The sequence below is a fragment of the Cupriavidus sp. USMAHM13 genome, from assembly GCF_001854285.1.
Taxonomy (GTDB): Bacteria; Pseudomonadota; Gammaproteobacteria; order Burkholderiales; family Burkholderiaceae; genus Cupriavidus; species Cupriavidus malaysiensis.
Map to the genome: position 1 here is coordinate 811,380 of NZ_CP017751.1, position 13,212 is coordinate 824,591.

The 13,212-nt window shown below is 67.6% G+C and carries 13 protein-coding genes; 6 read left to right on the plus strand and 7 right to left on the minus strand.

Annotated elements, in window-relative coordinates:
• Positions 1–14: 14 nt before the first annotated feature.
• The gene (locus BKK81_RS03645) at positions 15–1,250 is read left to right on the plus strand and encodes a multifunctional CCA addition/repair protein (protein WP_071010807.1); all 1,236 of its coding nucleotides are present in this window, start codon (positions 15–17) and stop codon (positions 1,248–1,250) included.
• 46 nt (positions 1,251–1,296) lie between these two features.
• Here the strand turns inward: BKK81_RS03645 and BKK81_RS03650 are convergent, their stop codons facing one another.
• Both BKK81_RS03650 and BKK81_RS03655 read right to left on the minus strand, forming a co-directional pair.
• The gene (locus BKK81_RS03650) at positions 1,297–1,491 is read right to left on the minus strand and encodes a DUF2905 domain-containing protein (protein WP_071010808.1); all 195 of its coding nucleotides are present in this window, start codon (positions 1,489–1,491) and stop codon (positions 1,297–1,299) included.
• Positions 1,492–1,519: 28 nt separating this feature from the next.
• The gene (locus BKK81_RS03655) at positions 1,520–2,719 is read right to left on the minus strand and encodes a class I SAM-dependent methyltransferase (RefSeq protein WP_071010809.1); all 1,200 of its coding nucleotides are present in this window, start codon (positions 2,717–2,719) and stop codon (positions 1,520–1,522) included.
• 15 nt (positions 2,720–2,734) lie between these two features.
• Between BKK81_RS03655 and BKK81_RS03660 the strand changes: the two genes are divergently transcribed.
• From BKK81_RS03660 to ttcA, 3 genes are all read left to right on the plus strand, one after another.
• A complete protein-coding gene (locus BKK81_RS03660; RefSeq protein WP_083383920.1) occupies positions 2,735–3,547 on the plus strand; it encodes an SDR family oxidoreductase in 813 nt (270 codons plus the stop codon).
• A 109-nt stretch (positions 3,548–3,656) separates the two neighbouring features.
• Entirely contained in the window at positions 3,657–4,064 is a 408-nt protein-coding gene (locus BKK81_RS03665) for a dihydroneopterin aldolase (RefSeq protein WP_071010810.1), read from the plus strand.
• A gap of 147 nt (positions 4,065–4,211) precedes the next feature.
• On the plus strand, positions 4,212–5,186 hold the full coding sequence (gene ttcA / locus BKK81_RS03670; protein WP_071010811.1) for a tRNA 2-thiocytidine(32) synthetase TtcA: 975 nt from the start codon (positions 4,212–4,214) through the stop codon (positions 5,184–5,186).
• 125 nt (positions 5,187–5,311) lie between these two features.
• Here ttcA and BKK81_RS03675 read toward each other — a convergent pair whose 3' ends face one another.
• Positions 5,312–6,166 carry a DUF6279 family lipoprotein gene (locus tag BKK81_RS03675; RefSeq protein WP_071010812.1) on the minus strand — a complete coding sequence of 285 codons (855 nt, stop codon included), beginning with the start codon at positions 6,164–6,166 and terminating at the stop codon, positions 5,312–5,314.
• A gap of 272 nt (positions 6,167–6,438) precedes the next feature.
• Here BKK81_RS03675 and glmU point away from each other — a divergent pair, with 272 nt between their 5' ends.
• Both glmU and glmS read left to right on the plus strand, forming a co-directional pair.
• Positions 6,439–7,803, plus strand: a complete 1,365-nt coding sequence (glmU, locus tag BKK81_RS03680; protein WP_071010813.1) for a bifunctional UDP-N-acetylglucosamine diphosphorylase/glucosamine-1-phosphate N-acetyltransferase GlmU — start codon at positions 6,439–6,441, stop codon at positions 7,801–7,803.
• Positions 7,804–7,907: 104 nt separating this feature from the next.
• Positions 7,908–9,746: a glutamine--fructose-6-phosphate transaminase (isomerizing) gene (gene glmS / locus BKK81_RS03685; RefSeq protein ID WP_071010814.1), complete on the plus strand. Its 1,839-nt coding sequence runs from the start codon at positions 7,908–7,910 to the stop codon at positions 9,744–9,746.
• Between the two features lie 223 nt (positions 9,747–9,969).
• On the opposite strand, the gene BKK81_RS03690 is transcribed toward glmS, so the two are convergent.
• The 4 genes from BKK81_RS03690 to BKK81_RS03705 form a co-directional block, all read right to left on the minus strand.
• Positions 9,970–10,680, minus strand: a complete 711-nt coding sequence (locus BKK81_RS03690; RefSeq protein ID WP_071010815.1) for an HAD family hydrolase — start codon at positions 10,678–10,680, stop codon at positions 9,970–9,972.
• The gene (locus tag BKK81_RS03695; protein ID WP_071016009.1) at positions 10,662–11,138 is read right to left on the minus strand and encodes a YbaK/prolyl-tRNA synthetase associated domain-containing protein; all 477 of its coding nucleotides are present in this window, start codon (positions 11,136–11,138) and stop codon (positions 10,662–10,664) included. Before BKK81_RS03695 ends, BKK81_RS03690 begins: the two co-directional genes overlap by 19 nt.
• A 97-nt stretch (positions 11,139–11,235) precedes the next feature.
• Entirely contained in the window at positions 11,236–12,204 is a 969-nt protein-coding gene (locus BKK81_RS03700; RefSeq protein WP_071010816.1) for a threo-3-hydroxy-L-aspartate ammonia-lyase, read from the minus strand.
• Between the two features lie 25 nt (positions 12,205–12,229).
• Positions 12,230–13,201 (minus strand): ornithine cyclodeaminase family protein, encoded by a 972-nt coding sequence (locus tag BKK81_RS03705; RefSeq protein WP_071010817.1) that lies wholly within the window; start codon positions 13,199–13,201, stop codon positions 12,230–12,232.
• Positions 13,202–13,212: the final 11 nt, after the last annotated feature.

The following is a 13,212-nucleotide window of genomic DNA, read 5'->3' on the forward strand; positions in this document are numbered from 1 at the left end:
GGGAAGGATTGGCGATGCAGGTCTACGCCGTGGGCGGAGCCATCCGCGACAGCCTGCTGGGACGCCCCAGCCAGGACCGCGACTACGTGGTGGTCGGCGCCACGCCGGCCGAGATGGAAACGGCCGGCTACAAGCCGGTCGGCAAGGATTTCCCGGTCTTCCTCCACCCGCGCACGCGCGAGGAGTATGCGCTGGCGCGTACCGAGCGCAAGACCGCGGCCGGCTACAAGGGTTTCGATTTCTACTGCGCGCCCGACGTCACGCTGGAGGAAGACCTGGTCCGGCGCGACCTGACCATCAATGCGATGGCGCGCGAGGTGGGCCCGGACGGCGCGCTCACCGGTCCTGTCATCGACCCGTTCGGCGGCCGGCGCGACCTGGAGGCGCGGCTGTTCCGCCACGTGTCCGAGGCCTTCGTCGAGGATCCCGTGCGCATCCTGCGCGTCGGCCGCTTCGCCGCGCGTTTCGCCGATTTCCAGGTGGCGCCGGAGACCGCGCTGCTGATGCGCGCGATGGTCGACGGCGGCGAGGTGGACGCCCTGGTGGCGGAGCGCGTCTGGCAGGAGCTGGCGCGGGGGCTGATGGAGACGCGTCCCTCGCGCATGTTCGAGGTGCTGCGCGCTTGCGGCGCGCTGGCCCGGCTGCTGCCCGAGCTCGACCGCCTGTGGGGCGTGCCGCAGCGTGCCGACCACCATCCCGAGGTGGACACCGGCGTGCATGTGATGATGGTCATCGACACCGCCGCCGCCATGGGCGCACCGCTGCCGGTGCGTTTCGCGGCACTGGCGCATGACCTGGGCAAGGGCACCACGCCCGAGGATGTGCTGCCGCGCCATCTGGGCCACGAGCAGCGCGGCGTCGAACTGCTGACGGCGGTGTGCCAGCGCCTGCGCGTGCCCAACGACTGCCGCGACCTGGCGCTGCTGGTAGCGCGCGAACATGGCAACATCCATCGCTCGGACACCTTCGGCGCTGCCGCGCTGGTGCGGCTGCTGGAGCGCTGCGATGCGCTGCGCAAGCCGGAGCGCTTCGCCCAGGCACTGCAGGCCTGCGAGGCCGACGTGCGCGGCCGCCTCGGCTTCGAGACGCGCGCCTACCCGCAGGCCGCGCGGCTGTCGGCCGCACGCGAAGCCGCGGCCGGCGTCGATGCCGGGGCCATCGCGCGTGCCTGCGGCAACGACGTGGAGCGCATCCGCGAGCGCGTGCATGAAGCGCGCGTGGCCGCCGTGCAGGCGCGCCTGGAGCCTTAGGGCGCGGTCAGGAAGGGAAGGGCGGGAAGCCGGGTCGGTCGCCGGCCTAGAGCAGCCGGCCGAGCATCAGCGCCAGCAGCGACAGCAGGATGGTGGAGGCGAAGGGCAGCACGTACTCGCGGCCGAACAGGCGGAAGCGCACGTCGCCCGGCAGGCGGCCGATGCCCAGCTTCTGCAGCCACGGCAGCGCCGCCGACAGCACGACCACGCTGAGGAAGATGGTGAAGGTCCAGCGCAGCATGGCTCGTCGCCCCCCTGTCCGTGGCCGTTCAGAGCGCGTGGCTGCGGTCGCCGCGCGCGAAGCCTGCCAGCGGCTGCGCCGCCGGCAGGTCCTGCAGCCCGCGCGTCAGCGCGATCACCTTGAACAGCTCGCCCATCTCGGCCTCGGACAGCAGCTTCTGCACGCCGTTGGCCGCCGGCAGGAAGCGGTTCACGTCGGACGGGTCCAGCGCCATCAGCAACTCGGTGATGCCGGCGTTCATCAGGAAGCGCGCCTGCGAGGCGAAGCCGGCCACTTCCAGTCCGGCATCGACGCCCGCGTGGGCGATGCCGCTGAAATTCACGTGCGCGGTGATGTCCTGCAGGCCGGGATAGAGGAAGGGGTCGGGGTGGGCGTGGTGGCGATAGTGGCACATCAGCGTGCCTTCGGCGCGCTGCGGGTGGTAGTACTCGGCCGCCGGGAAGCCATAGTCGACGAAGAAGGCGGCGCCGCGCGACAGCATGGCGCCGATCGCACGCACGAAGCCCTCGGCCTCGGCGTGGGTCTCGGTCACCACATCGTGCGTGCCGGCCAGCGCCAGCAGTTGCGGGGCCACCTCGTCCGGCGCCAGCATGCGGTCGGAGAAGGCGAAGCCGGGCACGTCGGGGTCGGCGTGACGTGCCACGCCACGCTCGTGCCAGCGCCCGTCCAGGCGCGCGAACAGGCGCACCGGCATCGCATCCAGCACCTCGTTGCCGACCACCACGCCGTCGAAATGCGCCGGCAGGGTGTCCAGCCAGTGCACGCGCGCGGCCAGCTGCGGCGCGCGCTCGGCCAGCGTGGCCTGCTGGCGCGCGCGCAGCTCGCCGGACAGCTCGACGATGTCATAGCGTTCCGGCAGCGCGCCTTCCGCCTCCAGCCCCAGCAGCAGGTCGGCCGCCAGCCGGCCCGTGCCGGCGCCGAATTCCATCAGCGCGGGCAGCCCGCCGGCCAGCAGCGGAGCGAACTGGCGCGCCAGCGTGCGGGCGAAGAAGGGGCTCAGTTCCGGGGCGGTGATGAAGTCACTGCCGTCGCGCGCGTCGCGGCCGAACTTGGCGGTGCCGCCGCTGTAATAGCCCAGGCCGGGCTCGTACAGCGCCATCGACATATAGCGGTCGAAGCCGAGCCAGCCGCCGGCGGCATCGATGGCATCGCCGATGCGCACGGACAGCGCCGCCGACGCGGCCAGCGCATCGTCCGGGGGAAGGGGTAAACTAAGGCCTTTCTGCATATCGCGATTGTAGCAATGCCAGATTCAACTTCCCGTTCCGCCGTGAGCGGCAGCGGCGCCGCCGCCGGCACCACCCTGGGCGTGGCCCTCGTCACCGGCGGCGCCCGCCGGCTCGGGCGCGCGATCGCGCTGGAACTGGCCGCGCGCGGCTGGGACGTCGCGGTGCACTGCCACCGCTCGCGCGAGGAGGCCGAAGAGGTGGCCGGGCTGATCCGCGCCGCCGGCCGCCGCGCCGCCGTGCTGCAGGCCGACCTCGCCGACGAGGCCGCCACCGCCGGCCTGATCGCCGCCTGTACCGCCGCGCTGGGCGTGCCGACCTGCCTGGTCAACAATGCCTCGCTGTTCCAGTATGACGTGGCGACCAGCTTTTCCTACGGCTCGCTCGATACGCATATGCGCACCAACGTGGCCGCGCCGCTGCTGCTGGCGCGCGAGCTGCACAAGGCGCTCGGCAGCAACAAGCGCGGCGTGGTGATCAACCTGCTCGACCAGAAGCTGAACAACCTGAACCCGGACTTCCTGTCCTATACGCTGTCCAAGGCGGCCCTGCAGACGGCCACCATGCAGCTGGCGCAGGCGCTGGCGCCCAAGCTGCGCGTGGTCGGCGTGGCGCCGGGCATCACGCTGGTGTCGGGCGAGCAGAGCGGACCGGGTTTCAAGCGCGCCCACCGCATGACACCGCTCGGCCAGTCGTCCACGCCGGAGGACATCGCCGATGCGGTGGCCTACCTGGCGCAGGCACGTGCCGTCACCGGCACCACCTTGTTCGTCGACGGCGGCCAGCACCTGATGCCGCTGGCCCGCGACGTGATGTTCCTGACCGAATGACCCGCCGGGCGGCCGTCGTGCCGCCCGTCTCTCCTGTTACCCTGGCGTCCGCGCGCGTGCAGCGCCGGCCGCGCTTCCCCCAGCACTCCCCAAGGCTTTCCATCGCATCATGACCATGCCCGCCGCCCTTTCCCATCCCAGCCTGCAGGACTGCCGCCGCCTGTTCCTGCGCAACTACGAGGTCCAGATCAATATCGGCGTGCATGAGTTCGAGAAGAAAGGCGAACAGCGCGTGCTGATCAATATCGACCTCTACGTGCCGCTGGCCCAGAGCACCCCGCAGGACGACAAGCTGCACGAGGTGGTCGACTACGATTTCATGCGCAGCACGGTGTCCGAGCGCATGGCCCAGGGCCATGTGCACCTGCAGGAAACCCTGTGCGACGACGTGGCGCGTGCCATGCTCAAGCATCCCAAAGTGCGCGCCGTGCGGGTGTCGACCGAGAAGCCGGACGTCTATCCGGACTGCGACTCGGTCGGCGTGGAAGTCTTCCATATCAAGAGCGCAGGCGCCTGAAGCGCCATTGCGCTTGCGCAGCCGCGGCCCCGCCGGCGCCATCCGCGCCGGCAGGCTAAAATACGCGGTTCGGCGGCGATCCCTGCTGCCGGGTGCCGTATCGGGCGCTTTTGGCGCCCCGGCCCAGCTCGTCGAGTTCCTACCGCCATGACCACCGCCACCCATTCGAAGAACTTCTACCGCCTGGAGACCTTCCTGCAGTCGCAGACCGGCCGCGCCATCGGCGACTTCAAGATGATCGAGGATGGCGACACGGTGATGGTGTGCCTGTCGGGCGGCAAGGATTCCTACACCCTGTTGTCGGTCCTGATGGCGCTGCAGAAGCGCGCGCCGATCCGCTTCAAGCTGATCGCGATGAACCTGGACCAGAAGCAGCCGGGCTTTCCCGAGCATGTGCTGCCCGAGTACCTGAAGTCGACCGGCGTCGAGTACGTGATCGTCGAAGCCGACACCTATTCCATCGTCAAGGAGAAGGTGCCGGAGGGCAAGACCACCTGCTCGCTGTGCTCGCGCCTGCGCCGCGGCGTGATCTACCGCACGGCCAAGGAACTGGGGGCCAACAAGATCGCGCTGGGCCACCACCGCGACGACATCGTCCAGACCTTCTTCCTGAACATGTTCTTCGGCGGCAAGATGAAGTCCATGCCGCCCAAGCTGGCGACCGACGACGGCCAGCACATCGTGATCCGTCCGCTGGCCTATTGCCCGGAGAAGGATATCGCGGCCTATGCGCGCGCGATGGAATTCCCCATCATCCCTTGCAACCTGTGCGGCTCGCAGGAAAACCTGCAGCGCAAGAAGGTGGCGGAGATGCTGCAGGACTGGGAGCGGCAGAACCCCGGCCGCATCGACAATATCTTCGCGGCGCTGCGCAACGTGGTGCCGTCCCACCTGGCCGATACGGAGCTGTTCGATTTCAATGGCCTGGCCACCGGCCTGGCCAAGGTCGACGAGGCGTCGCTGTTCGGCGACAGCACCTTCAGCCAGCAGCCGCTGGTCTTCACCGGCAACGTCGAGTCCAACCGCATGGAGTTCGTGCGCTTCGAGCGCCCGGCGGCCCCGGCGCCGCAGGCAGCGGAGCCGCCGGCGGCGGAAGCCGGCATGGACCGCGTCGCCGGCTAGCGGCGCACGGTCCCTTTCCTGGCCCCTTTCGCGGCCCCTTTCGCGGTTCCCTCTTCCGCTTCCTTCTCCTTTTCTCCCCCTCGGCCGGGGTCGCTCCGCTTGCCTCGGCCGGCCGCGTTTGCGGCTCAGTTGGCGGCCTGGCGCGGCACCACGCGCGCGCCCTCGCGCTGCAGCGCCTGCGCGTCGTCGATCCATCCCTGCAGGCGTTCCACCGCATGCCGGCGCTGCTCTGGCGTGGCCAGGCCGGCGATGGTGGCCGCCAGCGCCAGGCCGGCATCGTTGTAGGCCTGCCGGCGGCTCTCGCGTTCAGCGTCCGGGGCGGTCTGCCAGTGCTCGCCGTAGCGCTTCAGCCACGCGATCAGCTGGGCGCGCGGCGGATGTTCAGCCTGCGCGCGCCGCACCAGCGCCAGCCATTCCTGCTGCCGTGCCAGGCGCTCGGCGTAGCGCGCCTGCGCGCCGGCCACCAGCGGTGCCATGGCCCCGCGGATGGCCGCTTCCTGCGTGTCCGAGAAGCGCCCGTAGATCAGCTTGGCGTACTCCATCACCTTGTCGAAGCGGGCGTCCTCGCGATCGTCGGCGCTGCCACCGAGGAACTTCTTGCGGTACTTTTCATTGCCCTCGGCGAGCTTGGCCTGCATGCGCGCGATCTGTCGCGTGTCCAGCGACAGCACCAGGTCGGCCACGTCCGGCAGCGCCCGCTCATAGGCTTCGCGCGCCAGCCGCTGGCTGTCCTGCTGCAGCCGCGCGAGGCCGGCCACATCGACGTTCTGCTGCACCTGCGCCTTGGCCTGCGCCAGCAGGCTGACGATCTCGGGCAATTGTTCCTTGCGGTGCCAGGCGAAGAAGCGCGCGATGGCCTCGCGCGTGGGCGCTGCCTGCGCATCGTTGACGTCCACGTAGTGGTCGACCCACCAGTAGGCGAGCCGGTCCCCTTGCTGGTAGCCGAGCTTGAGCGCGCTGCAGCCCGACAGCGCGAACATTGCAAGAAATGTGATTATCGTGAAAATCAGCGATCGATTCCGATGTGCGCGAGTGTAAATTTCAGCAATACCCGAGGGTCTTCCCGAATGCCCCATGCTAAAATCGCCGCGCACCAAACGCATGTATCCGGGATGCCCGCCAGCCCAAGCCTGGCAAGGCTTTCCGGGAGATGAAAAAGATATTCCCTGTCCCTTCTGGCGGGGGGTATTGCGATAAGTGCACAGAACAGAATTCCAATTCGTCTCGGACTCACTCACTTAGGAATCTCCTTGTGAATATCGTCATTCTCGCCGCGGGCAAAGGCAAGCGGATGCACTCCGATCTGCCCAAGGTACTGCACCCGCTGGCCGGCCGGCCCCTGCTGGCCCATGTGATCGATACCGCGCGCTCCCTGTCGCCCTCGCGCCTGGTCGTGGTAGTCGGCCATGGCGCGCAGCAAGTGCGCACGGCGGTGGCGGCGGACGATGTCGCATTTGCCGAGCAGACCGAGCAGCTCGGTACCGGCCACGCCGTGATGCAGGCGCTGCCGCTGCTCGACCCGGCCCAGCCCACCCTGGTGCTGTATGGCGACGTGCCGCTGACCACGCCCGCGGCGCTGGCCGGGCTGGTCGCCGCAGCCGGCGCGGAGCGCTTCGGCATCCTCACGGTGGAGATGTCCGATCCTACCGGATACGGGCGCATCGTGCGCGATGCCGCCGGCAGCATCGTGCGCATCGTCGAGCAGAAGGACGCCAGCGAGGCCGAGCGCGCCATCGGCGAGATCAACACCGGCATCATCGTCTGCCCGACCGGCCATCTGCAGCGCTGGCTGGCCACCCTGGGCAACGACAATGCCCAGGGCGAGTACTACCTGACCGATACGGTCGCGCGCGCGGCCGCCGATGGTGTAGAGATCGTGTCGGCGCAGCCGGCCGCGCTGTGGGAGACGCTGGGCGTCAACAGCAAGGTGCAGCTCGCCGAGCTGGAGCGCATCCACCAGCGTAACCTGGCGCAGCGCCTGCTGGAGGCCGGCGTCACGCTGCTCGACCCGGCCCGCATCGATGTGCGGGGCGAACTGAGTTGCGGACGCGACGTGGTGATCGACGTCGGCTGCGTGTTCGAGGGGCGCGTGCACCTGGGCGACGGTGTGCAGGTGGGCGCGCACTGTGTGATCCGCGACAGCGTGGTCGATGCCGGGGCCAGGCTGCAGCCGTTCTGCCACCTGGAAGGGGCGCATGTCGGCCCGGCCGGGCGCATCGGCCCCTACGCGCGCCTGCGTCCGGGCGCGGAACTGGGCGAGGACGTGCACATCGGCAACTTCGTCGAGGTGAAGAACAGCCGCATCGCCGCCCATAGCAAGGCCAACCACCTGGCCTACGTGGGCGACGCCACGGTGGGTTCGCGCGTCAACATCGGCGCCGGCACCATCACCTGCAACTACGATGGCGTCAACAAGCATCGCACCGTGATCGAGGACGATGTCTTCATCGGTTCCGATACCCAGCTGGTGGCCCCGGTCACGATCCGGCGCGGCGCCACCATCGGTGCCGGCACCACGCTGACCAAGGAGGCGCCCGCCGACAAGCTGACCCTGTCGCGCGCCAAGCAGATGACCCTGGACGCCTGGCAGCGTCCGGTCAAGCTGCCCAAGCCCTAAGGTCCAATACCGAAGCCTGGCGGCGGCGCCCCGGGGGCGCCGCCGCCAGGCATCCTTACCAAGATCGTGCGCCGTGACGTGGCGCACCGCAGGGAGTTTCTGACATGTGTGGCATCGTCGGCGCGATCTCGTCGCGCAACATCGTTCCGGTCCTGATCGAGGGGCTGCGCCGCCTGGAGTACCGCGGCTATGATTCCTGCGGCGTGGCCGTGGTGCGCGAAGGCGCGCTCGAGCGCGCGCGCACCGTGTCGCGGGTGGCCGAGCTGGACGCCCAGACGCAGGCCTCGGGCCTGGCCGGCACCGTTGGCGTGGCGCACACGCGCTGGGCCACGCACGGCAAGCCGGATACGGCCAACGCGCACCCGCACTTCTCCGGCGAGACCATCGCGCTGGTGCACAACGGCATCATCGAGAACTATGAGCCGCTGCGCGAAGAGCTGCGCGCGGTCGGCTACGGCTTCGAGTCGCAGACGGACACCGAAGTGGTGGCCCACCTGATCCACCAGGCCTACAGCTATCCCAGCAGCGCCACGCGCGGCGACCTGTTCGCCTCGGTGCGCGCGGTCACCAAGCGCCTGCACGGCGCCTACGCCATCGCCGTGGTGTCCAAGGACCAGCCCGACCGCGTGGTCGGCGCGCGCGCCGGCTCGCCGCTGGTGGTGGCGCTGGGCGAGCACGAGGCCTTCCTTGCCTCGGACGCGCTGGCGGTGGCCGGTACCGCCAATCGCGCGATCTACCTCGAAGAGGGCGACGTGGTGGAGCTGACGCGCGACAGCGTGAAGATCCACGACGTGCATGACCGCGCCGTGGTGCGCGAGGCGCGCGAGGTGCAGGCGCATGCAGCCGCGGTCGAGCTCGGGCCCTACCGCCACTTCATGCAGAAGGAGATCTTCGAGCAGCCGCGCGCGCTGGGCGATACCCTGGAGGGCATCGACGCCATCGGGCCCGAGCTGTTCGGCGAACGCGCCGCCGAGATCTTCGCGCAGGTCGACAGCGTGCTGATCCTGGCCTGCGGTACCAGCTACTACTCGGGCTGCACCGCCAAGTACTGGCTGGAATCCATCGCCCGCATCCCGACCCAGGTCGAGGTGGCCAGCGAGTACCGCTACCGCGAGACGGTGCCGAATCCGCGCGCCCTGGTGATCGTGATCTCGCAGTCCGGCGAGACGGCCGACACGCTGGCCGCGCTGCGTCACGCCAAGGCGCTCGGCCACGAGCACACGCTGGCGGTCTGCAACGTGGGCACCAGCGCCATGGTGCGCGAGACCGAGCTGCGCTTCCTGACACGCGCGGGCACCGAAATCGGGGTGGCCTCGACCAAGGCCTTCACCACCCAACTGGCCGCGCTGTACATGCTGACGCTGGCGCTGGCCAAGGTGCGTGGCCTGCTGGGCGAGCCGGCCGAGGCCGCCGCGCTGGCCAACCTGCGCCACCTGCCGGTGGCGCTGCACGGCGTGCTGGCGCTGGAGCCGCAGATCATGGCCTGGGCCGAGGAATTCGCGCGCCGCGAGAACGCGCTGTTCCTGGGCCGCGGCCTGCATTACCCGATCGCCCTGGAAGGCGCGCTCAAGCTCAAGGAGATCTCCTACATCCACGCCGAGGCCTACCCGGCCGGCGAACTGAAGCACGGTCCGCTGGCGCTGGTCACGGAGGCGATGCCGGTGGTGACGGTGGCGCCCAATGACGCGCTGCTGGAGAAGCTGAAGTCGAACATCCAGGAGGTGCGCGCACGCGGCGGCCGCCTCTATGTGTTTGCCGACAGCGACACCCATATCCAGTCGAGCGATGGCATCCAGGTGATCCGCATGCCCGAGCACTACGGCGCGCTGTCGCCCATCCTGCACGTGGTGCCGCTGCAGTTGCTGGCCTACCATACCGCCTGCGCGCGCGGCACCGACGTCGACAAGCCGCGCAACCTGGCCAAGTCGGTCACGGTGGAATAAGCGCGGCGGGCGCCGGGAGGCGCCCTGGCAACTTGATCAGTTGTTGCGACACACACGGTGGAGCTGTTGCGACGCTTGCGAAAAGCCTTATCGGTCAGGGGTTTGCAGCGTCGCAACAACCAGTCGGTGTTCCAGTCGGTGTTGCAGCAACTCGAGTTCCGCGTCAGGGACCGCATCAAGGAAGGCTACCCTGCAGTGCGGCCAAGCAGCCTACGTCGCTTCGCTATAAGTTGGCTGGTCCGCCAAGAGCGCAACAGAGTGCCGTCAGGTCGCGAATCGTGACATATCGGGCATATTCGCCGGGCGCAGTTTCCTTCGGATGATCCCGGACCAGCCACGCTGCCTGCAGGCCGGCGTTCAGCGCGCCGAGATAGTCGAGATGGAAGTCGTCCCCCACGTGGAGCAGTTCGGACGCTGGGACGCCAGCTGCTAGCGCGGCCGCGTGGAAGATGCCGGCCTGCGGCTTCGCAATTCCCACCGCGCGTGCGCTGAGCGTTTCGCGAAAGAACGCTCCACCACCGGTCAGCCGGAGGTCCGCATTGCCGTTAGTCAGGGCCACGAGAGGAAAGCGAGCGCTCAGCCACGTCAATGCCGGCCAGACATCCTCGAAGAATTCAACTTTCTGCCGGGCGGAGTAGAAGACACCATATGCCTCCTCAGCCAGGCCCATGTCTTCACCCGCGAGCGCTAAAGCCAGTTCGATGGAACCGATACGCAACGCTCGGTAGTTGCCGGCCAGGTCCGGCCTGGAATGCTCATAGTCGCTGCGCAGCTTCCCGAGCATCCCCCGCGCTGGCAATATGCGCGCGGTTCCGGGCGCATGCTTGACCAGCCATGCGTGAAGAGTCGCCTCGGCTCGCTCGACCGCAGGTTGAAACGGCCACAACGTGTCGTCAAGGTCGAGCGAAATGGCTGCTACGCCTGCGAAGCGCATAGGGGATGCAGAAGTGGCTGCGCTATGCGCAGGTAATCTACCGAGTCCAGGACGATAGACCGATCAAGCCGGCCGGCGTTGAAGGCGATTTCGTCAACGCTCTCAACCAGGGCTGGGTCGACAACCAGCTTGATGGCTGACGAGAACGAGAAAGGAGGAATGGCTCCGATGACGCAGCCTGTTTCTCGCTGTGCGTCGTCGGGGGAGGCAAGCGTGGCCTTCTTGATGCCGGCCGCCAGAGCGACCTTCTTGAAGTCCAGCTTCCTGTCCCCTGGAAGGATGGCGAGAATCCAGGCCTGGCTATCGTCTTTGCTCTGGCAGAGCATCGCCTTCGCGCCTTGGCCGGGCGATGTCCCACGAATCGCCGCAACCAGGTCCGACCGTCCTTCGGCGAGATGCTCGATGACGCGATACCTGGCTTGCTCTCGCTCTAGTAATTCGACCAGCTTTTCGTACATCGTCGACATGTTCTTCGTTTGTCCCCGGAGTCTCGCGGTTGCGTTCCAATGGCTGGCTGCCCTGGGCCCGTTCAGCCTTGACGACGGCGAGCCGACGCTAGCCTGCCACCAGTGAGCAGAAGCGTTCAAGGTCGATATTGCCGCCGCTGATGATGATGCCGACACGCTTGCCCTTGAGGGAGTCCTTCAAGTTCAGTGCCGCAGCCAGTCCAAGGCAGCCGGTGGGCTCGACAATCATCTTCATGCGCGAAGCGTAGAACTTCATGGCGTTCACCAGTTCTGCGTCGGGTGCGGTGAGGATGTCGTCCACGTCCCGCTTGATGATGCCGAACGTATAGTTGCCGAGATGCTGTGTTTGCGCTCCGTCGGCGATGGTCTTTGGCGCATCGATGTGAACGATCTGGCCACTGCGAAACGACTGCTGGCCATCGTTGCCGGCTTCCGGTTCGACGCCATACAGTACGCATTGCGGTGCCAGTGCGCGAGTCGAAAGTGCCGAGCCCGATAGAAGGCCTCCACCGCCCAAGGGTACGAACAGGTAGTCCAGCTTGCCGACATGCTCGAACAGTTCTTTCGCTGCAGTCCCCTGGCCGGCGAGCACGTCCGGGTGGTCATACGGTGGAATCAGCGTAAGCCCCTGTTCCTGGGCCAGGCGACGCCCGATTGCTTCGCGGTCTTCGCTGTAGCGGTCGTAGATGACCACGTTGGCGCCATAGCCTTTCGTCGCGGCAACCTTGGCTGCGGGGGCGTCATGCGGCATCACGATGGTTGCCGGAATGCCCAGAATCCGGGCCGAGAGAGCAATGCCCTGAGCGTGATTGCCCGACGAGAATGCCACGACGCCGCTCTTGCGCTGTTCCGGAGAGAACTTCGACAGGGCGTTGAACGCTCCTCGGAACTTGAAGGCTCCCATTCGCTGGAAGTTCTCGCACTTGAGGAATACCTCGGCCCCGACCATCTGGTCCAGGGTGCGCGAGGTCTGTACCGGGGTGCGATGCGCAACGCCGGCGATGCGGTCCGCGGCGGCCACCACATCGGCATAAGTGGGGAGGTCAAAATCAGTCATGAAATGCTCGGATGTGTGATGTCGCTTACCATGGCCAAGCGACCTGGGTTCCCGTGCCCTTCGCAAGAGCGTGCTCATAGAGGAAGCGCGCGACGGTCAGGTCTTGCAGCGCCAGGCCGGTCATGTCAAAGACAGTGATGTCGCTGGCGGAGCGCTCGAAGGGCGCCGTACCGGCCAGGAGGCCGCCGATTTCCGTACAGGGCAACTCCGGCGCCCACTGACACTCCCCGATGGTGCGGGCCTGCTCTTGGTCGTCGACGAAGATACGGGCACGTTGCAGCACGCCTTGCGGAAGCTCCCGCTTTCCTGCGGTGTCGGTACCCACGCAAGTGAGATGCGTGCCAGGCTGGACAGCTGCTGCGTCGAACAGCGCGCCACCACCGGGTGTGGCGGTAATGACCACGTCGCTATCGGCGACAGCTTCATTGCGGTCATGGGCAACGCTGATGGCGCAATGGTCACGAAATGCCATCTCGAATCGAGGTTCGGGCTCCCCCGAAATGCTCACGTAGCGGACGGTGCATCGCCGGGGCAGCATGCTCAGCGCATACTTGAGCTGCACGGTCGCCTGTACCCCAGTGCCAAAGACGCAGATCCTGGTGCTGTCGGGCCGAGCCAGCTGTTGCAGGCCCAGCGCACCCGCCGCCCCGGTTCGGGCCGTGGTGATCGCATTGCCGTCCATGATGCAGAGCGGCCGGCCGGTGTACGGGTCGAACAATGCGATTGTCGCTTGGTGCGGCTCTCCCCCCTTGGCCCGGTTGTTCGGCCAGAAGCCTGCGGCTTTGAAACCAAGCAAGTCCTGGCTCGCGACATCGCCAGACTTGATTCCAAAAACCCCCCCGGTGTGCAGTGTTTCGCGGACAACAGGGAAGACTCGCCCAGCACGCTGGCTGTGCAGGACAAAGGCTTCACGAACGGCGGCCAGGACTTGGTCCCCTTGAAGGGCGGGCTCGACGAAATCGCGGTCGAGGAGAAGGAGTTGGGCGTCTGCGGGCATTGGATTGGACG

Coding starts and splice junctions, on each gene's coding strand:
- BKK81_RS03695 (WP_071016009.1), bottom strand. CDS start 11,138: ATGTACGAAAAGCTGGTCGAATTACTAGAGCGAGAGCAAGCCAGGTAT.
- glmS (WP_071010814.1), top strand. CDS start 7,908: ATGTGTGGCATCGTCGGCGCGATCTCGTCGCGCAACATCGTTCCGGTC.
- BKK81_RS03660 (WP_083383920.1), top strand. CDS start 2,735: ATGCCAGATTCAACTTCCCGTTCCGCCGTGAGCGGCAGCGGCGCCGCC.
- BKK81_RS03665 (WP_071010810.1), top strand. CDS start 3,657: ATGACCATGCCCGCCGCCCTTTCCCATCCCAGCCTGCAGGACTGCCGC.
- BKK81_RS03645 (WP_071010807.1), top strand. CDS start 15: ATGCAGGTCTACGCCGTGGGCGGAGCCATCCGCGACAGCCTGCTGGGA.
- BKK81_RS03700 (WP_071010816.1), bottom strand. CDS start 12,204: ATGACTGATTTTGACCTCCCCACTTATGCCGATGTGGTGGCCGCCGCG.
- ttcA (WP_071010811.1), top strand. CDS start 4,212: ATGACCACCGCCACCCATTCGAAGAACTTCTACCGCCTGGAGACCTTC.
- BKK81_RS03655 (WP_071010809.1), bottom strand. CDS start 2,719: ATGCAGAAAGGCCTTAGTTTACCCCTTCCCCCGGACGATGCGCTGGCC.
- BKK81_RS03650 (WP_071010808.1), bottom strand. CDS start 1,491: ATGCTGCGCTGGACCTTCACCATCTTCCTCAGCGTGGTCGTGCTGTCG.
- BKK81_RS03690 (WP_071010815.1), bottom strand. CDS start 10,680: ATGCGCTTCGCAGGCGTAGCAGCCATTTCGCTCGACCTTGACGACACG.
- BKK81_RS03675 (WP_071010812.1), bottom strand. CDS start 6,166: ATGTTCGCGCTGTCGGGCTGCAGCGCGCTCAAGCTCGGCTACCAGCAA.
- BKK81_RS03705 (WP_071010817.1), bottom strand. CDS start 13,201: ATGCCCGCAGACGCCCAACTCCTTCTCCTCGACCGCGATTTCGTCGAG.